We start from the raw sequence: 21,297 nt of genomic DNA on the forward strand, positions 1-21,297 counted from the left end.
GCATAGCTGCAACGCGTTGCTTGCGTATAACGCCCGGATGGGCGATCGTCTTATCCCAGGCGGCCTACGCGCCTGGGTCCTCCGTTCATGCGGACTCGACTATCAGTCACACAATCGCCCGCTGGAATCACACGATTCCAGCGGGCGATTGTGATTATCGACCGTCTACGTGAACGATATGAATCAATCAGAAGCAACGAGCGAAGCAATTACCATGGCTATCAATCGCGGGACCAGTAGCTCCGTTATTTATATCATCCCAAATTCCGCCACTATGACTTGGTGCTGCCGGTGCTGGCGCTGGCGCGGATGGCGCCGGCGCTGATGGTGCGGGCGTCCAGGTTGAACGCGAACCACCGCCATTGGATCGGTATCCACCGCCATTACCGGAGTGGTACCCATTACCTCCACCCCAGCTGCGCGTTCCCGTATAACCACCGCCTGAATAGCCCTGTCCTGATGACGGCGCGGCCTGCGCTTGTACCGAATTCGCGGCCGATGCCGTAGCTTGCGCGTCGGCTGCGGCCTGGTCGGCTTGGTCTTTGGCTGTTTTGGAGTCGTTGACGGCTTTGGTTTGGTCGTTGATGGCTTGGATGGCCTTGCGTTGGTCGTCCACGCTGGCTTTGGCGTTGGCTTGCACGGCCTTGGCTTGGTCGAGGGCGGTCTTCAATGCGTCCCTGGTGGCGTTGTCGGCGACCTGCCCGTCGGTGGAGCCCAGGAGCTGGTCGCCGTCGCCGATGGCCTTGTCCAAATGGGCTTTGACGGTCTTCCTCACGTCAGCGGTCAAAGCGGCGTTCGCCGTGGCGATGGCCTTGCCGTCCTTGCCCGCCTGGTCGGCGGCTTGGCGGATGGTCGCCGTGTTGCCGTTCAGGGTTCCGGCGTTGGCGTCGGCGGGGCAGGAGGGGATGGCCCGCTTGCTGTCCTTGACCGGCTTCGCCTTATCCTTGCCCTTGCTGGCTTCGTCCCCCATGGCGTTGGTGACGGCTTGGATGACCTTGGCGTCCGACACGTCCCCGGCCGGGGTGGCCTTGACCTGCTGGCTGGCGGCGGATCTCGTCTTATCCAGCTGCTTGACGGCGCTCTGGTACTGACTGCTGGCGTTCTCGCAGGCGGACAGGGCCCTTGAACGGGTCGCCTGCCGGTAGGCCAACACGCCCGCGACGACGAGCGCCACGACGGCGACGACCGCGACGATGATCCAAAGCCTGCGACGCTTGTGGCTGGCCTCGGGCATAGTTTCGTCTGTAGTTGCATCCATGATTGGTTCCCCTTAACTTCTCCAACAATGATGCTCTCAGCATAACACAGTGGGATGAATACCACTTTATAGAGCGAGGAAAGCCCGTTGGAATGGGCGTATGAAGGATAAATCCCACTACCTAGATTCGCTTGGTGGTGTCCCCGACCTGGTGGCCACCTCACTGGCCGCCGTGCCTGATGTGGCCTCCCAGGCCCCGGGGCTGATTCCTCCCCCGCTCCTGGACTGGGAGAATTGGCGCGCGATGGTCCGAGACCTGAAAGCCGAGCGGGGCGTCTCCATCAACGCGATCGCCGAACGTTCGGGCCTGGACCGCTCCACCGTCATCGAGCTCCTGAACGGCCGTCGGCAGGTCAAGAGCTTTCGCGTGGACACCCTGTGGTCCCTGGCCTGGGCTTTGGGAGTCACTCCGAAGGAATTCCCCGCCTTCATCAGTCCCCTGGTCGTCCCTTACGACGGCGGTGGAAGGGGGGACCCGGATGAAGCGCGGCCGGCTGTATAAGGAGGGGGCGGTACCACTCCTGCGCCTTACTGATTTGCGCGCGCCGCCGCGTAAGGGTCCCTATTGAACACGCCTTGATGAACAGTGCTCGGGACCGGAAAAGCGAAAGCTCGGAATCATAGAGATTCCGAGCTTAATGGTAGCGGGGTCAGGATTTGAACCTGAGACCTCTGGGTTATGAGCCCAGCGAGCTACCGAGCTGCTCCACCCCGCGTCGGCTGCCTTGCGCAGCTCTATCTACTATAGTGACTCGATTGCGATTGTCAAGTTTCGGTATGGGTGAAACGCCGGGCGAAGGGCGTAGTGCCAAGGCTTCTCGGCCCTCATTTACCTTGCGCGGCTAAAAGGGGTAATTTGTTGCGGGTAGTTATGTGGTTTGGCATTTGCGTTTAAATGCGCCTAGACTGAGGAAGATTAGGCTCTAGTCGGGTCAAAACGCGGTCAATAGACGGTGAATGGCGATGTCGGGCGCTATAGTAAGCGCAGATTGCCATTTCAGGAGGCGATAGATGGTAGAAGCAGTAGGGAGCGGCCCGCTTATACTGGCGGCTTCGAAGCCGGAGCTTCCCGGTATCGACGACTTCATGCCGCCCGAAATCCTCTTCCAAGGCACTCCGTTCGCGATGAACCGCATTATTTTCGTCCGCTTCATCGCTATGGTCGTCATCCTCCTGGTTTTGGGCATCACCGCCGCTAGGGCCAAGCTGATTCCCTCGCGCTGGCAGGGCGCGGTCGAATGGCTGATCGAGTTCGTGCGCGATTCCATCGTCTACGAGGTGATGGGCGAGCTGCGCGGCCGCCGCTACGTGCCGATGATTACGACCATCTTCCTGACGGTCATGTGCTTCAACCTGTGCGGCATCATCCCTGGCTTGAACATCGCAGCCACGGCTACGATCACCATGCCTCTGGTATTCGCCGTCTGGACGCTGATCCAGTACATAGTGGCAGGCGTGCGCTCCCAGGGCCTGGGCAAGTACCTCAAGCAGGAGCTGTTCCCTGCGGGTGTGCCCTGGCCGATTTACATCCTGCTCACGCCCATCCAGCTGCTGGAGATGCTGGTCATCAAGCCGGCCTCCCTCACCATTCGACTCTTCGCCAACATGATCGCCGGCCACTTGCTGGTGGCGATCAGCCTGGCGTTCGCCCAGTTCTACATCATCGTGGCCAGCAACAAGCTGCTCGTCCTGGCGGGCGCGGGCTGGTTCGCCTTGGGCTTCGCGCTCACCGCTTTCGAGATTTTCGTGGCGGCCCTCCAGGCATACGTCTTCGCCATTCTGTCGACGGTCTACATCAATCAGAGCTACCCCGAGGTGGACTGATATGAATGGGATGGAAGGCGCAAGGACGGGACGGACCTTGAATCGCGGCGCGTCTACGGACGCCCGCGCCTAGGGATCGCTTTCGCCACTGTAAACCCACAACCGGCGACGGTTTAGGAAAGGAACATAAATATGGACATCATCACTCTCGCTGAGGTCACTGGCAGCGTCAGCATCATCGGCTACGGCCTCGCGGCCATCGGCCCCGGCCTGGGTCTGGGCATCGTGGTCGGCAAGACCCTGGAGAGCATGGCTCGCCAGCCCGAGATGAGCGGCAAGCTCCAGACCGTCATGTTCATCGGTCTGGCCCTGATCGAGGTGCTCGGCTTGCTGGGCTTCGTGGCGATCTTCATCGCCTAGCGAGCTGGCCCGCAGAGGGTAGGCAAGCAAAGCAGTGCAAGGCAAGACTAAAGAAAGGAGACGCAGATGGAGCCGATAGCGGCCAACGGGGGTGTAAGCCTGTTCATCCCCAAGACTTATGACATTTTCTGGTCACTGGTCATCCTCATCATCCTGGCGGTCTTCTTCTACAAGTACTTCATGCCCAAGTTCCAGGCCATCTTCGACGACCGCGCCGCGCAGATCCAAGGCGGCATCGAGAAGGCGAAGAAGGCTCAGGAAGCAGCGGACCAAGCGAAGAAGAGCTACGAGGACCAGCTGAACCAGGCCCGCGTGGAGGCTTCCAAGATCCGTGACGACGCCAGGGCCGAGGCCTCCCACATCGTGGCCGACGCCCGCACCCGGGCCGAGAGCGAGGCCGAGCAGATTACCGCCAACGCCGAGCGCTCGATTCAGTCCCAGCAGCAGCAGGCCCTGGTCTCCCTGAAGGGCGAGGTGGGCACGTTGGCCACCGCCCTCGCAGGCAAGATCCTGGGCTCCCAGCTCCAAGACTCCGCCGTGCAGTCCTCGATGATCGACTCGATCATCGCCGACGCTGGCGGGCGGGATTCGGACTTGACGAAGGCATGATGACTGGCAGAAAGACCCAGCGGCTGGCCGAGCGCCAGCGGCGGACGAGGAGGAGGTGACATGCGAGGAGAAGCTTCGCTCGTCTCCGATCAGGAGGCGAGGACCAAGTTCGCGCCCCTCCTGGAGGGACTAGGCGCAGGCGCGTTCGACGTGGCCGAGGAGCTCTTCGGTTTCGTGAACCTGCTCGACGCCGATCCGCGCCTGGAACGCGCCCTGACAGACCCTTCGCGGCCAGCTCAGGACAAGGTCCGCGTGGTGGACGAGCTCCTCAAGGGAAGGGCTCAGGACGCTACGGTGGAGATCCTACGCGACCTGTCGGGCCGCCGTTGGAGCAAGCTGGCCCACATCGCCAATGCGGCCGAGGATCTGGCCGTGGACGCCGTGGCCTGCTACACGGCCGTCAAAGGCGAGACCGCGCAAGTGGCCGGCGAGCTGGCTCAGATTCACTCAGCCCTGATCGACCTGCCGATCGTGCTCTTCCGCCTGTCCGACGAGTACAGCGATTCCAAGGCGCGCGTCGCCCTGTTGGATGAACTGCTGGCTGGCAAGAACCTGCACCAGGTGACCATTCAGCTGAGCGAACACGCCACGCGTGACCTGAGAGGCCGCCGCTTCCTCGAGACGCTCAACTGGCTGATCGACCGTTTCTCTTCGCATATGAAGGAGACGATGGTCACCGTGGTCACTGCGGTCCCGCTGAGCCAGGAGCAGAGCGATAAGGTGGCCGAGGTGTACGCCAGGAAACTGGGCAGGAACATCCACATCAATGCGGTCGTGGACCCTGCGGTCCTGGGCGGCATGCGTGTGGAGTACGGCTCGGAGGTGACCGACCATACGGTCGCCGCCCAGCTCAAGGGGCTCAAGCGCCAGATGGCTGTGGCCGGGTAAGCGACCGGAGGTATGACAGACTTGAACAGATACGACAAAAGGAGTGATCATGGCAGAATTGACCATTGATCCCGCCGTGGTGCGCAAGGCGCTTGACGATTTCGTTGAGTCCTACCAGCCCTCGGACACGCCCACCCAGGAGGTTGGGCATGTACGGACGGCTGGCGATGGCATCGCGCACGTGGAAGGGCTGCCTGGTTGCATGGCCAACGAGCTGCTGACCTTTGAGGACGGCACGCTCGGCTTGGCGTTCAACCTCGACGCCCGCGAGATCGGCGTGGTGATTCTCGGCGACTTCGCAGGCATCGAAGAGGGCCAGGAAGTCCGCCGGACCGGGGAAGTGCTTTCGGTGCCAGTCGGCGACGGCTACTTGGGCCGCACAGTGAACCCTCTGGGGCAGCCGATTGACGGGCTGGGCGAGATCAAGACCGAGGGCAGGCGCATCCTGGAGGCTCAGGCCCCCGACGTCATGCACCGCCACCCGGTGGATGAGCCCCTGGCCACCGGCCTGAAGGCCATCGACGCCATGACTCCAATCGGGCGCGGACAGCGTCAGCTGATCATCGGCGACCGCCAGACCGGCAAGACCGCCATCGCGCTGGATACAATCATCAACCAGAAGGCCAACTGGGATTCCGGCGACCCCAAGAAACAGGTGCGCTGCATCTACGTGGCCATCGGCCAGAAGGGCACGACGATCGCTTCGGTGCGCTCCTCCCTGGAGGAGGCCGGCGCCATGGAGTACACGACGATCGTGGCCTCCCCGGCTTCTGACTCCGCCGGCTTCAAGTACATCGCACCCTACACTGGGTCGGCCATCGGCCAGCACTGGATGTACAACGGCAAGCACGTGCTCATCGTCTTCGACGATTTGAGCAAGCAGGCCGAAGCCTACCGTTCAATCTCCCTGCTGCTGCGTCGCCCGCCGGGGCGCGAGGCCTACCCTGGCGACGTGTTCTACCTGCACTCCCGGCTGCTGGAGCGCTGCGCCAAGCTCTCCGACGACCTGGGCGGCGGTTCGATGACCGGCCTGCCGATCATCGAGACTAAGGCGAACGACGTCTCGGCCTACATTCCGACCAACGTGATTTCGATTACCGACGGTCAGATCTTCTTGCAGTCCGACCTCTTCAACGCCAATCAGCGCCCCGCAGTGGACGTCGGCATCTCGGTCTCCCGCGTCGGTGGCGCGGCTCAGACCAAGGCCCTGAAGAAGGTCTCCGGCACCCTGAAGATTTCGCTGGCCCAGTATCGCTCGCTTCAGTCCTTCGCCATGTTCGCCTCCGATTTGGACGCGGCGTCGAAGGCGCAGCTGACCCGTGGCGCCCGCCTGACCGAGCTTTTGAAGCAGCCTCAGTTCTCCCCCTATCCGATGGAGAACCAGGTCGTTTCGGTCTGGATTGGCACCCACGGCAAGCTGGATGAGCTGGACCTGGAGGATGTGCTGCCCTTCGAGCACGGCCTGCTGGACTACCTGGACCACAACACCGACATCCTGAAGACCATTCGCGAGACCGGCGACTTCACCGACGACATGGAGAAGGCCCTGGATCAGGCCACCGATGAGTTCGCCAAGACCTTCGTCACGCATGATGGCAAGACCCTGGGCGGCGAGGCGTCTAGCGAGTCCCAGGAGGTCAAGGTGGAGCAGGAGAAGCTGCAGGTCCAGGAGAGCAAAGCGGGGGAGCGGTAGAACATGGTCTCTCAGCTCGCATTCAAGTCCAGGATCGCCTCCACATCGTCGCTGGAGAAGATTTTCAACGCCCAGGAGATGATCGCGTCTTCGCACATCGCCAAGGCCCGTAAGGTGGCCCTGGATGCGAAGCCGTACTCTGATGCGATTTTCGACGCGGTGCAGGCTTTGGTGGCCCACAACGATGACATCCGACACCCGATCATCAAGAAGAACGAGAAGAACCCCCGCGTGGCGGTGCTCGCGCTGACGGCCGATCGCGGCATGGCGGGGGCTTACACGTCCTCGATCATCCGCGAGACGGAGAACCTGCTCAGCAAGCTGGATAAGTCCGGTCGGCAGCCCGAGCTCTTCGTCTACGGCCGCCGCGGGGTCTCCTATTACAAGTACCGCAATCGCCAGATCGCGAAGACTTGGGAGGGGGACACCGACAAGCCCGGGGTTCGGATCGCGGAGGAGATTTCCTCCACGCTGATGGACGCTTATATGGCGACGGCGGACCAGGGTGGGGTCTCGGAGCTCTACATCGTGTTCACCGAGTTCGTCAACATGGTGGTTCAACGGGTGCGGGTCCTGCGGATGCTGCCCCTTGAGCTCGTCCAAGCCAGCGATGCCTCCAGCGCCGTCGACGCGCCCCTTCCGGGCGAAGACAAGCACGAGATGACCGCCCTCTACCACTTCGAGCCCTCGGCCGAAAAGGTCCTGGACTCGGTGCTGCCCAAGTACATACAGGGACGCATCCACGAGTGTCTGCTGACAGCCGCGGCCTCGGAGACCGCCAGCCGGCAGAACGCCATGCACACGGCGACGGACAACGCGCGCGGCCTGATCGACGACTTGACCCGCAAGCTCAACGCCTCACGCCAGGCCTCGATCACCCAGGAACTTACCGAAATCATCGGTTCCGCCGATGCTTTGAATAAAGAGGAAGAGTAGGAACGCCAATGGTTGCACAGCAAGAGCAGACCACAGCGGCCCAGGACCCTGCGCTCGACAAGGCCACTGAAGGCCGGGTCACCCGCGTGCAGGGCTCGGTCATCGATGTGGAGTTCCCGGCGGGCCATCTGCCGGACATCTACAACGCCCTGACCGTGGACTTGAGCCAGTCCTCGGACACCGAGGGCGAGTCCCTGAAGACGATCATGCTTGAGGTGGAGCAGCACCTGGGCGATTCGACCGTGCGTACGGTGGCCCTGAAGCCCACCGACGGCCTGGTGCGCGGCGCCAAGGTCACCGATACCGGCGGCCCCATCGAGGTGCCGGTCGGCGACGTGACCAAGGGCCACGTGTTCGACGTGGCGGGCAACATCCTCAACAAAAAAGAGGGTGAGACCATCACGGTCAAGGAGCGCTGGCCCATCCACCGCAATCCTCCGGCCTTCGACGAGCTGGAGTCCAAGACCCAGATGTTCGAGACTGGCATCAAGGTCATCGACCTGCTGACCCCCTACGTGGAGGGTGGCAAAATCGGCCTGTTCGGCGGCGCTGGCGTCGGCAAGACCGTGCTGATTCAGGAGATGATCCAGCGCGTGGCGCAGAACCACGGCGGTGTCTCCGTGTTCGCTGGAGTCGGTGAGCGCACCCGTGAGGGCAACGACCTGATCGGCGAGATGGAGGAGGCTGGCGTCTTGGAGAAGACCGCGCTGGTCTTCGGCCAGATGGATGAGCCCCCGGGGACCCGTCTGCGCGTGCCGCTGACCGCTCTGACCATGTCCGAGTACTTCCGCGACGTGCAGAACCAGGACGTGTTGCTCTTCATCGACAACATCTTCCGCTTCACCCAGGCCGGCTCCGAGGTCTCGACCCTGCTGGGCCGTATGCCTTCCGCCGTGGGTTACCAGCCCAACCTGGCCGACGAGATGGGCGCCCTACAGGAGCGCATCACCTCCACCCGAGGCCACTCGATCACGTCCCTGCAGGCCATTTACGTGCCCGCCGACGACTACACCGACCCCGCCCCGGCCACGACCTTCGCCCACTTGGATGCGACGACCGAGCTTTCGCGCGACATCGCCTCCAAGGGCATCTACCCAGCCGTGGACCCGTTGGCCTCCACCTCGCGAATCCTTGATCCGCGTTACGTGGGCCAGGCTCACTACGACTGCGCCAACCGCGTCAAGGCCATTTTGCAGCGCAACAAGGAGCTCCAGGACATCATCGCCCTGATCGGCATCGACGAGCTGGGCGAGGAGGACAAGACCACCGTCAACCGCGCCCGCAAGATCGAGCAGTTCCTGGGCCAGAACTTCTACGTGGCGGAGAAGTTCACCGGCCGTAAGGGTTCCTATGTGCCGGCCTCCGAGACCATCGAGGCCTTCACCCGCATCTGCGACGGCGCCTATGACGATGTGCCCGAGCAGGCCTTCTCCGGCATCGGCGGTCTGGAGGACCTGGAGCGCAACTGGCACGAGATGCAGAAGGAATACAAGTAATCATGGCTGCTTCCTCCAAGGGCACCATCGTGGTGAACGTCGTGGCCTCCGATAGGCCCGTCTGGTCTGGGCGGGCCCGGTCGGTCACGATTCCGGCCACCGAGGGCGCGATGGGCATCCTACCCGACCATGAGCCGGTCCTGGTCCTCACCAAGAAGGGCACGCTGACCGTGGTCCAGGAGGACGGTCAGCGCACCGACTTCCCAGTCAGCGCCGGCTTCGTCTCCTTCGATTCCAACAAGCTCACCGTCGCGGTGGACCGCTGCGACGATGAGTCCCAGTCCGCTTGAGTGAGCGCTGAGTGCGCGTCATCGTAGCGGATTGCTCAGCTGAGTACTCGGGGCGGCTCACGGCGAGCCTGCCCCGGGCCAAGCGGGTCCTGCTGGTTAAAGCGGATTTCTCATGTTTGATTTTCTCCGAGCTCGGCTCCTATAAGCCGCTCAATTGGATGTGCGCGCCCTGCACGCTCAAAGAGGTTCGCCCGCAAGACGAGCAGGCCGCCGCACCAGGCGAAGACGACCCAGTCCAGCCCGACGACCTGCCTGTAGGCCAGGAGGAAGCGCCGGGCGTTGAGCGCATATTGCGCGTGTGCGCAAGCAAGTCCAGTGACGTGCTGACAATCAGCATCTACCACACTTACAGCGACCAGGATTTCGACCTGGGGAAGGACCCGGGCCTGGTCAAGGACGGGGTGGAGGACCATCTCCAGCGCTACCTGGCCCAGCAGATCGAGCGGATTGGCGAAGGTGCCAGGTTGGTGCGCCGCGAGTATCCCACGCCCATCGGCCCGGTCGACATCATGGCCACGGACGGCCAGGGGATGCATGTGGCCATCGAGATCAAGCGCCACGGAGGCATCGACGGGGTCGAACAGTTGACCAGGTACGTCAAGCTCCTGAACAGGGACCCCTTGTTGGCCCCGGTGCGTGGCATCTTCGCCGCTCAGACCATCACCCCTCAAGCGCGTGTGCTGGCCGAGGACAGGGGCTTCGAATGCCTGATCCTCGACTACGAGGAGATGAAGGGCGCCGAAAGCGGCGAGATCACCCTCTTCTGACTGCCTGGGGCCCCCTTTCGTGGTCGGGGTGGTTGGGCGTCGAGCCCGTCAAATGTGACTTATATGGCAGTATTGCTCTCAGCTCTCGTGAGCCTTACGTATCCGCTGGAAGCTACTAAATATAGGGTTTCCAGGTAAGACACGCCTCTATGTATTGTGGTTTGCTGGCCCGGGGTCCCTTGACTAGAGTACACAGGAGGCCCGGTTGAACGGGCGGCGGACGCAGAGCGAATACGCAGGTTATTTTTTAGAGAGGACATCATGTCAGTCACGGTCTACACCAAAGCCCATTGCCCCCAGTGCGACGCGACCAAGCGCCAGCTGGCCAAGCGGGGCGTGGCCTTCGACGCGGTTGACCTGACCTCCCAGCCCGAGCTGGTCGAGTCCTTCATGGCCCGGGGATTCAAACAGACTCCGATCGTCGTCAGCGACCAGGGGACTTGGAGCGGCTACCGGCCCGACATGATTAAGCAGCTGGCCGAGCAGTCGGCCAAGGTCGAGGCCTGAGTCGAATTCCGGGCGGGCTCTTGCAGCCTGGTCCAGGGCGGCGGTACGTGAAAGAGGCGGGGCGACGAACCGGTGTTCGCTGCCCCGCCTCTCGTGATGCCCGGGCCTGGAGGGCCGGGCCAGGGACTGGGTACGTCAGTAAGCGGCCAGGATGTCCACGACGAAAATCAGCGTGGAATTGGCAGGGATGCCCTTCTGGGCCTTGTCGCCGTAGCCCAGGTTCGGCGGCACGACCAGGAGCGTCTGGGAGCCGACCGTCTGCCCGGCCAGGCCTTGCTTCCAGCCCTTGACCACTTGGTCCAGGCTGAAATCGGCCGGTTCGCCCCGGTCCCAGGAGGAGTCGAACTGCTTGCCGTTGGAAGCCAACCAGCCGGTGTAGTGGGCTGTGACCGACTGCGTGTCTTTGACGACCGGTCCGGTCCCCTTGATCAGGGTCTGTGAGACCAGTTTGCCTGAGGGCTGATAACCGTTCAGGTTCAAGCTGGGCTTGCCGCTGGAGTCCAGGGAAATCTTGGGCAGGTCGGCGGGTATGTCCTTGACGGCTTCGCCCTTAGCGCGGGTCAGCGGCTTGAACTTGGAGACGATCGTCAGGGCCATCACGTACTTGTTGTCGCCGGTGGACTGGCCCGAAGCGTCGTTAATGCCCACGGCCAGGGTGCCGTTGACCTTCATCGCCTTGAAGGCGTCATAGTACTGCGGGTAGGATTTGCGGTTCACCGAGATTTGGCAGTCGGGCGAACCCTTCTCCCAGGTGGAGTCCAGCTCCTTGCCGTCCTTGGCGCTGACCGCCACTGAGCGCACGCACAGGTGGTCGCCGTCCTGCATGGCTTCACCATCGCCCTCCTGGACGATTTGCCAGGATTTGTCGGTCACCTCCAAGGGGGTTTTGAAGGAGATCTTGGGTTTCTGGCCCAGTTTGCCGTCAGCGGAGACCCCTTCGAGTTTGCCGCCAGCTGAGGCGGATGAGGATGACCCCCCGCTGGAGGGTGCCGGATTACTGGATCCGCAGGCGGTCAAGCCCAGGCCCAAGGCCAGGGCGCAGCAGCAGGCGGCCATTTTGACCGCTGAACGAAGCTTGTGTATGTTCATAGAAACCCAGCCTATCCTCCCAGGCTGATTTTCGCGTCAAGGCCTCTTGCCCGCCGTCCCCTGTAGAATGGGGCATGTTATGAGCATATCAACGAGCGAAGAGCCAGGCGAGGCGGTCAAGCGCGCCACCACCAAGAGGGCCAAGATCATGCGCGGCGTTGTCACGCCTATCTTCGGGCTGCTTGCCGTGGCCTGTTTCGTCTTCGGGGCCTTGAACGCGACGATCTGGAAGCCAAACCAACAAGTGGACGCTTCGACCGAGGTCGATTCCGCATACGTGGTGACCGATCCGGGCGTGCTCCAGCTGGTGGACGACCAGGTGAGCGTGACCGCGTCCCTGGGTGACGGGCGCAAGCCTGGCATCCAGGTCTGCATGGCCATAGGGTCGGTCCAAGACGCGACCGGCTGGATGGCCGGTCAGTCGTACACGCGCGTCAAGGGCTTGGATAGCTGGACCAAGCTGGAGACCGACGGCGCGCGGGCGCCGGGCAAGCAAGCCAAAGACGACGGGCAAGTGGACTTCCAGCATTCGGATATGTGGCAGCAAGTCAAGTGCGGCGGCGCGGCGGTCACCATGACGGCCGATGCCCAACCAGGGCAGGTGGCGATCATTAGCGTGGAAGCGGACCGGGGGAGCAAGCAAGCGCAGGAGAAGGCGGACCAGAGCGTCCGCCCGCGCGTGGATGTGAAGATGCACTGGGGCCGGAACAAGCTGCCTAACTTCTCCCTGCCCTTCTACATCGCAGGCGGGCTGCTGACCCTTCTCGCGGTCCTGTCCGCGTCGGTCTTAGCGATGGACCCCGCCAAGCTCCGCAAGGGCAAGGGAGGCAAGGAGGAGCCCGAAGTCACCGTAGCTCAAGCGTTCGGCGGTGTTTTGGCCCCCTTGGCATCGGTCTTCAAGCGGCGTAAGCCCGGCTCCAAGCGTCACTCACGACCTGAGGGCGGGCAAGAGGACCGGACGGGTCAACAGCCCAAGATCGTGGATGTGGCCTCCAAGAATATGGTGGCCGATCACCAGGCAAACCCGGACGGCGGCGAATCCGGCGCCGAGGCTGATGAAGCCCCTGCTGGCGGCAGCGACCAGGCGCAGGGGCAATCCGCTCCGACCGGTGGAGCTGGTGGCGAGGATTCCCTACAGGCCTACTTGAGCCGTCTGGCTGACGAGGTATCCAGCGACGGGTCTACGGACGCGGGCGATGCGCAAGACACCGCTGCCAAAGCCGACCCTGGCGACGGGGCTCAGGCTGAAGGCGCAGCCGATGCGCAGCCCGAAGTGAGCGAGGGCGAAGACGGGGCTGAGGTCTCGGACGAAACCCGTCAGGCCGGTCCGTCGCGCGCTTCCGCCGAAATTGACGACACCACGGTGGGCGCCTCGCCGTCCTCCGGACCCGCAAAAATCGCCGGGAAGGGCGAGGACATCGATGACCGCACCAATCCAGGCCAGGAAAGCGGCATCAGCGATGAGACCACGGAAGTGGACCAAGGCGATATCCGCAGCCGCACCCGGGCCCAACGATTGAAGGCGCGGGGCGCCAAGAGCAGCCCTGGGCCCCAGGAACGGAAGGGGGGATCACAATGATTCGACCCAGCCGTAAGCAGTGGGCGAGCAAGGCCCTGGCTGCCGTCCTGTCAGGCGCGGCCCTGGTTGGGTTGACCGCTTGCGAGGGCCAAGTGCCCAAGCCCAGCGCTCAGGACACCGCCAGCTCATCTGCCACGCCCATGCCCGACTTGACCACCGAGCAAGAGGCCAAGATTCGTGGCACCATCATCGAGACGCTGAACAAGGCGAACGAGGCCAAGGACCCCACAGGCTTGGACGCGCGCGTGACCGGCCCCCAACTGGAGATTCGCTCCTCCGAGCTTTCAATCGCCAAGGCCACGGGCAAGCTCGACCCCAAGACCACGATCCCAAGCAAGATCGCCCAGACCGTGATCCCCGGCGACACAGGCTGGCCCCGGTCGGTGTTCGCCATCACCACTACGACCGAGGACCAGCAGTCCAAGCGGCTCCTGGTCATGGACCAGCAGTCCGCCCGGCAGAACTACAAGCTCTGGGGGGTGGCCCGCCTCTTCCAGGGGGCGCAACTGCCCAAGTTCCCGGTGCCTACGATCGGCGCCCAGATGGGAGCCGCGGACGACAAGAGCCTCAAGCAGACGCCCGCCCAGGCCGTCGACCACTACGCCGACCTGCTTCAGCATGGCAAGGACAGCAAGCACGCTCAGGAGTTCTCCTCCGATTACTTGCGCGAGTCGATCGACAAGCTGACGCAGACCGTCCAGCAAGGCATCGATGCGAACAAGGGCGAGCAGGAGCAGGTCTTCCAACCCGTGCAAGGGCAGATCAGGGTCATGCGCTCCTCGGACGGGGGCGACCTGGTTGTGGCGCAGATTGATTCGGTTTGGACGCGCAAGGCCGGCGAGGGGCGCGAATCCCTGCCCGCCTCGGACGCGGAGAAGGCGCTTTTCGGTGGAGGCAAAGCCACGAGCACGATGAAAGTGACCTACGTGAACGTAGTCGCCCTCTACGTGCCGCCCTCCTCGTCTTCGGAGCCGATTAAGGCGGTGGGCGCCGAGCGCCAGCCGATTAAAGTGGAGGCCATCTAGCTCCCACGAGCCGCTAAGCCGCTGGGGAAGAGGGCGCGGCTTGGGCGGGCGCAGGGCTAGGTTTGGAAATATACGTATCCTTCAAGCATAAGGAGATGGTCGCATGGCTCAGCATGATCAGCCTCAGCCGGGATTGTCGCTAGCGGGCGCAGTGGACCTGGGGTCTTTGAAGCACCAGGTGGATGCCCAGCCCGGGCAGGCTGGAGGCGCTCCAGCGGCCGGCGGGTATGTGATTGACGTGACCGAGGCCTCATTCCCGGCTATGGTGCAGACATCCGCGACCTACCCCATCCTTCTCCTGCTCTGGCTGCCCACCGACGACCGGCTCTTCCCTATGGCTCGGGCCTTGGCGGACGCGGTCAACGGCCAGGGGGGCAAGCTTCAGCTGGCCCGCGTCGACGTCTCCGCCCAGGCGCAGATCGCCCAAGCCCTTCAAGCCAAGGGCGCTCCAGCCCTTTACGCCCTGCTGGCCGGCCGCCCCATGCCGATTTTGGAAGGCCTGCCGTCGGCCGAGGAGTTGCAGCAGATCACCGACCAGCTGATTCCACAGATTATCCAGCTGGCCCAGCAGCAGGGGATCACTGGTTCCGCCCCCTACCAAGAGGGTGGCGATAGCGATGGCCAGGAGGGGCAGGAGCCCACAGCGCCGACTGTGCCCCCGGCCCACCAGGAGGCCCACCGTATGGCCCAGGAAGGCGACTATGCGGGCGCTGCCCGGGCTTACGCCAAGGTCTTGGAGGGCGATCCCGGCGATCAGCTGGCTGCGCGAGAACGGGCCAAGGCCCTGCTGATGGATCGCTCGGCCCAGGTGGACGTGCGCGAGGCCCGTCAGGCGGCCGCGGACCGGCCGGACGATGCGGATGCCCAGATGGCCGCTGCCGACGTGGACATGATTGGTGGCAAGGTGGAGGACGCTATGGGGCGGCTGATCGACTTCATCGCCACCCACAAGGCGCAGATGACCCCGGTCCACGACCGGCTCCTGGAGTACTTCTCGATACTCGAACCCTCGGATCCACGCCTGGCTGCGTCCCGGCGCCGCCTGGCCACATCCATGTACTGAGTCTTGGGCCTGAGCCTGGGGCAAGGACCGAACGTAAGCCCGGACCTGTTTCCCTAATCGCCGACCGCTTGGTTAGTCCAAGCTTCGGTTGGAGCCGAAGTTCTCCAGGAAGTGGGAGCCGTTCTCCTGGAGCTCCTGCTCGAAGGCGGAGGCCCAGGTGCGGTAGGGCCGTTCGGCTAGGCCGTCGTTGGAGAAGCGCGGGTCATCGGTGATTTCGGTGATGCAGAAGGGCGGAATCACGAGGTCGGTCACCGGCCCGGAGCGCTCGACCTCGGCCACGGCCAGGGGGGCGTTGCCCCCGCCGAAGATGTCCACGTTCCACCAGTCCTCGTTCAGCCAGACCCCGTAGCGGTTCTTGACGATCAGCGAGCCCCCGCGCACCACCAGCTCCGCCGCTATGCTCGGGTCGAGCGGGCGCTCGGCCTCGTAGCGGGTGCCGCCCACGGCCGGCCCCTTGACGGTCATCGAGGCGGCGGCGAAGTGGTCGCGCTCCTCCAACAGCACATTCAGGGCATCGGTGCGGGCGTCCATGCGCCGGCGCACGCCCTCGGCCTGGAGGCGCACCCGCAGGGCGTAATTGTCCTCGTGCACGAAGTAGGACTGCACGATCAGCGTGGGCGCGTCGCCGTCATCCAGGTCCTCCGGCAGTTGGCGGCAGAAGAACCGGCGCTCGAACTCAAAATCGTCCCTGTCTTCATCCATGCGACCATTCTACCGGGCGGCGGCGCGCGACGGGTGCGAATGGCCGTGGGATGGGCTAGAATAGCGAACGTCGTTCCTGGCGCCAGCGCGTCAGGGCAGCGACTTGGGCTCGTAGCTCAGCGGATAGAGCGTCTGCCTCCGGAGCAGAAGGTCGAGGGTTCGAATCCCTTCGAGCCCACCAGTAGCAACCCCCCTGCGATTCCTAGAAGGTTGCAGGAGTTTGCTGTGTGTGGTTGGATGCGGCGGAAGCACCCGGACAGAAGTGACCGATTTTATTTAATTTTGTCAGCTACAATAAGCCCTGATGGCTGATTTTCCAACGATTTTCTATTTAAGTTAGATAGGTACGGGCATATGGCAGTTTCAGATGAAGATGAACTCCGCCAATATCTTACGGGCGATGAATCTCGACATCTTGAGTTGAAAGAGGCTGCCCACCAATACAATAACGACAAGTTGATGCAGTACTGCTGCGCTATCAGTTGCGAGTCGGGCTGTCTAGCCGTAAGACCGCACTTGTTTCTCAGTTGATACGTGAGACTGTAGAAGCTGGGTTGATATTTCTGGATCCAACGGCAAAATCGAGGAAAGCGGCACGGTACCTGCCGTTCTATCTTGCTGAGTCGAGTGATAACGATTCGCGTGTAAATTAATGAGAATTGGCCGTGTGGTAGATGTTTTGCATTTAAGCCGATGAACTACGGGAAGCCGGAATCGGCTATTTTCCAACGGAATTGTATTTTAACGATGGCCGTCGGCCGGCTATGTTGCATAAAGTGCACCGGCGTACTGAAACACATGAGGTAAGAATGACTTCCCTGGTATATGGCGGGGCCGGTCAGTGCTTTCGCTAGACTTGGGGGCATGAGCCCTGAAGAACTTGCTATTGAGATTAATGCTGTGTGCCGGAGTTTGGCTGAGCAGACCGCGCTTGGCGCCTTGGGAGCCGAGGATATACCGGAGGTCGGGAAGCTCGCGGTCATGCGGCCTAAGGACCGGGCGCACGGCGACTGGTCCACCAATGTGGCCATGCAACTGGCCAAGAAGGCCGGCATGAACCCGCGCGATTTGGCGCAGTCGGTTGCCAACGAGCTGGTCAACGGGCACGGCATCGCCTCCGTCGAGGTGGCAGGGCCCGGCTTCATCAACATCACGCTGGACGCGGCGGCTTCGGCGGCCGTGGTGGACACGGTGCTGGAGGCTGGTGAGGCCTACGGTTCCAACGGGCACCTGGCGGGCAAGACGCTCAACCTGGAGTTCGTCTCGGCCAACCCGACCGGGCCCATCCACATCGGCGGCACCCGCTGGGCGGCCGTGGGAGACTCCCTGGCGCGCGTGCTCAAAGCCAACGGCGCGCAGGTGGTGAGCGAGTACTACTTCAACGACCACGGCGAGCAGATCAACCGCTTCGCCAAGTCCCTGGTGGCGGCGGCCCACGGCGAGCCCGCGCCCGCCGACGGATACAAGGGCGCCTACATCGACGAAATCGCCCAGCGGGTGATTGAGCAGGCCCAGGCGGACGGCGTTGACATCCTGAACCTGGGGCGCGTGGACGCCGGCGCGAACAGTGAGGGCGAACCGTTGGGCGAGGGCGATTCGCCCCAGCGCGAGGAGTTCCGCAAGCGGGCCGTGCCGATGATGTTCGCCGAAATCCAGCAGTCCATGAAGGATTTCCGCGTGAATTTCGACGTGTGGTTCCACGAGAACAGCCTGTACGAGGACGGCGAAGTGGAGCGGGCCTTCGACGTTTTGCGCTCCAAGGGCGACATCTACGAGCAGGACGGCGCCACCTGGTTCGCCTCCACCAAGCACGGCGACGACAAAGACCGCGTGATCATCAAGTCGGACGGCAACTACGCCTACTTCGCCGCCGACATCGCCTACTACTACAACAAGCGCCACAGGCAGGTGAGCCCGGCCGACGTGGCCATCTACATGCTGGGCGCCGACCACCACGGCTACATCGGCCGCATGATGGCCATGTGCGCGGCCTTTGGCGACGAGCCCGGCGTGAACATGCAGATTCTGATAGGGCAGATGGTCAATGTGATCAAGGACGGCAAGGCCGTGCGCATGTCCAAGCGCGCCGGCAACGTCGTCACCATCGACGACCTGGTGGAGGCCGTGGGTGTGGACGCCGCCCGCTACTCCCTGGCCCGCACCGACTACAACCAGTCGGTGGACATCGACCTGGACCTCCTGGCCTCGCACACCAACGAAAACCCGGTCTACTACGTGCAGTACGCCCACGCCCGCTCCAAGAACGTGGACCGCAACGCCGCAGCCGCCAGCATTGACACGACGCTCGCCGACCTGAGCCTGCTCGACTCCGAAGCCGACGAGGCCGTGCTGGCCCAGCTGGCCATGTACCCGTCCGTGGTGCAGACCGCCGCCGACCAGCGGGCCCCCCACCGCATCGCCCACTATTTGGAGGACTTGGCGGGCGCCTACCACCGCTGGTACAACCTGGAGCGTGTGGTTCCCATGCCGCTGACCGACCCGGAGAACCGGGAGGGCGGGGAGCGCGCCGCCGAGTTGGAAAAGGCCAAGAACCCGGAGCCCGCCCGCGCCGCCGCGCGTTTGAAGCTCAACGACGCGGTCCAGCGGGTCATCGCTAACGGCCTGGGCTTGCTGGGCGTATCCGCTCCCGAAAAGATGTGAACCCGCGCGCAGGCAAGTCGCCTGCCGGAAGGATAAGCAGCATGACCATACCCGTGATTCTCGCCTCCCAGTCGCCCTCCCGCCGTGATTTGCTCCTTCGCGCAGGCATCCGGCCCACCATTCGGGTGTCGCAGGTGGACGAATCCGCGGCCCTTAAAACCGCGGCCAGCGAGCGAGGCGTCAGCCTGCACTTCCTGCCCGCCCGGGAACGGGTCACCATCCTGGCCGGCGCCAAAGCCGGTGCCGTGCAGGAGCGTTTGCAGGCCGTGATTGAAACCGAATCCCGGGCCCGGGGCGAGCAGTTGCTCTCGCGCCCGCTCGATGAGGGCTACGGCTCCATCCACTCCCGCCAGCCCATGCAGCAGGCGGTGGCCGCTGGGCAAGGCATGTTGAACGCGGCAGCGGGCCCTCTGATCATCGGCTGCGATTCCCTGTTCGAGTTCCAAGGCGAGGCCTTGGGCAAGCCGCACACCCCCGAGCGCGCCCTGGAGCGGCTCAAGGCCATGCGTGGCGAGACCGGGACCCTGTGGACCAGTCACTGCCTGATTGACCTGGCCTCCGGGCGCCGGGTCCAGGCCAGCTCCGAGGCCCAGGTGACCTTCGGGGACTACACCGACGCCGATATGGCGGCTTACGTGGCCACCGGCGAACCCTTGGAGGTAGCCGGGTCCTTCACCTTGGAAGGCTTGGGTTCCGCCTTCATCGCGTCCATCCAAGGCGACCCCAGCGGGGTCATGGGGCTCAGCCTGCCTACCATGCGCTCGCTGGTGGAGAGCCTAGGATTTAAGTGGTCGGACTTGTGGAACGAGCGCGAGGACAGGGAGCGCCAGCAGGCCGTGCACCCGGAGACGGCGAAGGTGCCGGACGGCAACATTCACCAGCCTGGAGATGGCTGGGTCGATTGCGCTTGCGGCCGCCTGCACTGGGGGCTCAACGGCGCCGCCGGAGTGCTCCTGGCCCGGCGGGACCCGCAGACGGGCCTGGTCAGCCAGGTCCTCCTCCAGCACCGCGCCGCCTGGTCGGCCGAGGGCGGCACCTGGGGGGTGCCCGGCGGAGCCATCGCCGACGGGGAGAGCCCGGTGGAGGGCGCCCTACGCGAGTCGCACGAGGAGGCGAACATCCACCCCGAGGACATCGACGTAATCGGTTCCTACGTGGAGGACCACGGCCCCTGGGCTTATACCACGGTCTTCGCTACGGAGCGTGAAGGCCACCAGGTTGAGCCGCGCGTGAACGACGACGAAAGCCTGGAGTTGGCTTGGGTGTCCCTGGACCAGGTGGCCGACCGCGAGCTCCTGGAGGCCTTCGGCCGCGACTGGCCCGCCTTCATGGAGCGTTTGCAAGCCTTGCCGCCGGTTAGGTAGGCACATGCAGCGGACCGCCTGACGGGGCGCGCTGTCCTGCGCTGTGGGTCCGGACCCAGGGCTCTCAGGAGAGGATGGCGGCTATGAGGGCTATCACGATGGGCGAGGAGATGGTGGACAGGAGGATGCCGTCGCGCGCGAAGCCCATGCCCACCTCGTAGCGGGCCGCGTAGTTGTACACGTTCTGGCCGGTCGGCAGGGCCGCCAGGACCACGCAGCCGTAGAGCTCGACCCCCCGGAAGCCCATGACGAAGTAAGACAGAAGGAAGGCGACCAGCGGCATGACCAGGTTCTTCAGGACCACTACGGTGAGCGTGGCTGGTCGGTCGGTCTTCTCCTTCATGGGCTTGCTGCCGTGCAGGGACATGCCGAACGCCATCAGGATCATGGGCACCGCCGAGGCGCCGATCATGTCGATGGGCTTGAACACGAATTCGGGCAGGATGAAATGCCCTACGTGGTCAGACAGGGCGGAGATGACGATGCCGCCCAAGGAGCCGATGAGGAGGGGCTGTTTCAGGGGCTGCTTGGCGATTGATGTAAGCGAGACCCGCCCGGAGGTGGTGGCGTCGAGCACAATCAGGCCGATTGGGGTGAAAACCACCTGCTGCATGAGCAGGATCGGCGCCACCAGGCTGGGGTTGCCCAAGATGTAGGTGGCGACCGGCAGGCCGATGTTGTTGGAGTTCAGGTAGAGCGAGTTCAGGGCGCCGATTGTGGTGCTGGCCGCGTCCATGCGGAAGAAGAGCGCGTTGAGGAGCACGAAGAGCAGGCCGACCGTGGCTGCTGAGAGGAAAGCCACGATGATGCTCGGGTGGAAGATGACGCCCAGGTGCTCCTTGGCCATGATCGCGAACATCAGGCAGGGCGAGGAGACGAAGAAGGAGTACTTGTTGAGGACCATCTGTGCTGTGGGTCCGCCCACTCGGAAGCGCGCCGCCACATAGCCCACCGCGATGACCACGCCGATGATGAAGAACCCCTCCATCGCGCTCAAGAGCCCAGGCATGAATTCCCCCTCCACGACGATTGCGACTACACACTTTCTACCATGTCCCGCGTCCTGTCGCCTGCCTGCGCCCAGGCGGGCTTGCGCGCTAATTGCCGTGGTTGACGGCTACCGGGGTTGCCGCTGGCTGGGTTAAGGGTGGTCGGGGGATTTCTTCCCATCCCTTGTCAAATGCAG

At 63.5% G+C, this 21,297-nt stretch carries 20 protein-coding genes and 2 tRNA genes; 17 read left to right on the top strand and 5 right to left on the bottom strand.

Features of this window, described 5'->3' with window-relative positions; translation table 11 throughout:
* Positions 1-187: 187 nt before the first annotated feature.
* Positions 188-1,258, bottom strand: a complete 1,071-nt coding sequence (locus AB656_RS00130) for a hypothetical protein (RefSeq protein WP_144418888.1) — start codon at positions 1,256-1,258, stop codon at positions 188-190.
* Between the two features lie 100 nt (positions 1,259-1,358).
* Here AB656_RS00130 and AB656_RS07995 point away from each other — a divergent pair, with 100 nt between their 5' ends.
* The gene (locus tag AB656_RS07995; protein WP_033504964.1) at positions 1,359-1,760 is read left to right on the top strand and encodes a helix-turn-helix domain-containing protein; all 402 of its coding nucleotides are present in this window, start codon (positions 1,359-1,361) and stop codon (positions 1,758-1,760) included.
* A 137-nt stretch (positions 1,761-1,897) separates the two neighbouring features.
* Here AB656_RS07995 and AB656_RS00140 read toward each other — a convergent pair.
* Positions 1,898-1,974: transfer RNA gene (locus tag AB656_RS00140), tRNA-Met, on the bottom strand.
* Positions 1,975-2,269: 295 nt separating this feature from the next.
* Here AB656_RS00140 and atpB point away from each other — a divergent pair.
* From atpB to nrdH, 10 genes are all read left to right on the top strand, one after another.
* The gene (gene atpB, locus AB656_RS00145) at positions 2,270-3,082 is read left to right on the top strand and encodes a F0F1 ATP synthase subunit A (protein WP_033504965.1); all 813 of its coding nucleotides are present in this window, start codon (positions 2,270-2,272) and stop codon (positions 3,080-3,082) included.
* A 132-nt stretch (positions 3,083-3,214) separates the two neighbouring features.
* Complete coding sequence (gene atpE / locus AB656_RS00150) at positions 3,215-3,442, top strand: ATP synthase F0 subunit C (protein WP_033504966.1); 228 nt, start codon at positions 3,215-3,217, stop codon at positions 3,440-3,442.
* 66 nt (positions 3,443-3,508) lie between these two features.
* Entirely contained in the window at positions 3,509-4,051 is a 543-nt protein-coding gene (locus AB656_RS00155) for a F0F1 ATP synthase subunit B (RefSeq protein ID WP_033504967.1), read from the top strand.
* 60 nt (positions 4,052-4,111) lie between these two features.
* Complete coding sequence (locus AB656_RS00160; protein ID WP_033504968.1) at positions 4,112-4,939, top strand: F0F1 ATP synthase subunit delta; 828 nt, start codon at positions 4,112-4,114, stop codon at positions 4,937-4,939.
* A 49-nt stretch (positions 4,940-4,988) separates the two neighbouring features.
* Positions 4,989-6,632 (top strand): F0F1 ATP synthase subunit alpha, encoded by a 1,644-nt coding sequence (gene atpA / locus AB656_RS00165; protein WP_033504969.1) that lies wholly within the window; start codon positions 4,989-4,991, stop codon positions 6,630-6,632.
* A gap of 3 nt (positions 6,633-6,635) precedes the next feature.
* Positions 6,636-7,568 carry a F0F1 ATP synthase subunit gamma gene (locus tag AB656_RS00170; protein ID WP_033504970.1) on the top strand — a complete coding sequence of 311 codons (933 nt, stop codon included), beginning with the start codon at positions 6,636-6,638 and terminating at the stop codon, positions 7,566-7,568.
* 8 nt (positions 7,569-7,576) lie between these two features.
* Positions 7,577-9,064, top strand: coding sequence for a F0F1 ATP synthase subunit beta (atpD, locus tag AB656_RS00175; RefSeq protein ID WP_033504971.1), 1,488 nt, complete (start codon positions 7,577-7,579; stop codon positions 9,062-9,064).
* A 2-nt stretch (positions 9,065-9,066) separates the two neighbouring features.
* On the top strand, positions 9,067-9,354 hold the full coding sequence (locus tag AB656_RS00180; RefSeq protein WP_033504972.1) for a F0F1 ATP synthase subunit epsilon: 288 nt from the start codon (positions 9,067-9,069) through the stop codon (positions 9,352-9,354).
* A gap of 11 nt (positions 9,355-9,365) precedes the next feature.
* Complete coding sequence (gene nucS, locus AB656_RS00185; protein WP_033504973.1) at positions 9,366-10,121, top strand: endonuclease NucS; 756 nt, start codon at positions 9,366-9,368, stop codon at positions 10,119-10,121.
* A 261-nt stretch (positions 10,122-10,382) separates the two neighbouring features.
* Complete coding sequence (gene nrdH, locus AB656_RS00190; RefSeq protein WP_033504974.1) at positions 10,383-10,628, top strand: glutaredoxin-like protein NrdH; 246 nt, start codon at positions 10,383-10,385, stop codon at positions 10,626-10,628.
* Positions 10,629-10,763: 135 nt separating this feature from the next.
* Here the strand turns inward: nrdH and AB656_RS00195 are convergent, their stop codons facing one another.
* Positions 10,764-11,717 carry an FKBP-type peptidyl-prolyl cis-trans isomerase gene (locus tag AB656_RS00195; RefSeq protein ID WP_033504975.1) on the bottom strand — a complete coding sequence of 318 codons (954 nt, stop codon included), beginning with the start codon at positions 11,715-11,717 and terminating at the stop codon, positions 10,764-10,766.
* Between the two features lie 79 nt (positions 11,718-11,796).
* Between AB656_RS00195 and AB656_RS00200 the strand changes: the two genes are divergently transcribed.
* From AB656_RS00200 to AB656_RS00210, 3 genes are all read left to right on the top strand, one after another.
* Positions 11,797-13,296, top strand: a complete 1,500-nt coding sequence (locus AB656_RS00200; RefSeq protein WP_051905520.1) for an ICP22 family protein — start codon at positions 11,797-11,799, stop codon at positions 13,294-13,296.
* A complete protein-coding gene (locus AB656_RS00205) occupies positions 13,293-14,321 on the top strand; it encodes a DUF8094 domain-containing protein (RefSeq protein ID WP_033504976.1) in 1,029 nt (342 codons plus the stop codon). The genes AB656_RS00200 and AB656_RS00205 overlap by 4 nt, the downstream gene beginning before the upstream one ends.
* 103 nt (positions 14,322-14,424) lie before the next feature.
* Positions 14,425-15,384, top strand: a complete 960-nt coding sequence (locus tag AB656_RS00210; RefSeq protein ID WP_033504977.1) for a tetratricopeptide repeat protein — start codon at positions 14,425-14,427, stop codon at positions 15,382-15,384.
* Positions 15,385-15,456: 72 nt separating this feature from the next.
* Here the strand turns inward: AB656_RS00210 and AB656_RS00215 are convergent, their stop codons facing one another.
* Complete coding sequence (locus AB656_RS00215) at positions 15,457-16,086, bottom strand: CYTH domain-containing protein (protein WP_033504978.1); 630 nt, start codon at positions 16,084-16,086, stop codon at positions 15,457-15,459.
* 105 nt (positions 16,087-16,191) lie between these two features.
* On the opposite strand from AB656_RS00215, the gene AB656_RS00220 reads away from it, so the two are divergent.
* From AB656_RS00220 to AB656_RS00230, 3 genes are all read left to right on the top strand, one after another.
* Positions 16,192-16,267, top strand: a tRNA-Arg gene (locus AB656_RS00220).
* Positions 16,268-16,950: 683 nt separating this feature from the next.
* The gene (gene argS / locus AB656_RS00225) at positions 16,951-18,747 is read left to right on the top strand and encodes an arginine--tRNA ligase (protein WP_033504979.1); all 1,797 of its coding nucleotides are present in this window, start codon (positions 16,951-16,953) and stop codon (positions 18,745-18,747) included.
* Positions 18,748-18,788: 41 nt separating this feature from the next.
* Positions 18,789-20,111 carry a Maf family nucleotide pyrophosphatase gene (locus tag AB656_RS00230; protein WP_033504980.1) on the top strand — a complete coding sequence of 441 codons (1,323 nt, stop codon included), beginning with the start codon at positions 18,789-18,791 and terminating at the stop codon, positions 20,109-20,111.
* Positions 20,112-20,175: 64 nt separating this feature from the next.
* Here the strand turns inward: AB656_RS00230 and AB656_RS00235 are convergent, their stop codons facing one another.
* Complete coding sequence (locus tag AB656_RS00235) at positions 20,176-21,120, bottom strand: AEC family transporter (RefSeq protein WP_033504981.1); 945 nt, start codon at positions 21,118-21,120, stop codon at positions 20,176-20,178.
* Positions 21,121-21,297 lie beyond the last annotated feature (177 nt).

The organism is Bifidobacterium actinocoloniiforme DSM 22766 (assembly GCF_001263395.1).
Lineage (GTDB): Bacteria > Actinomycetota > Actinomycetes > Actinomycetales > Bifidobacteriaceae > Bombiscardovia > Bombiscardovia actinocoloniiformis.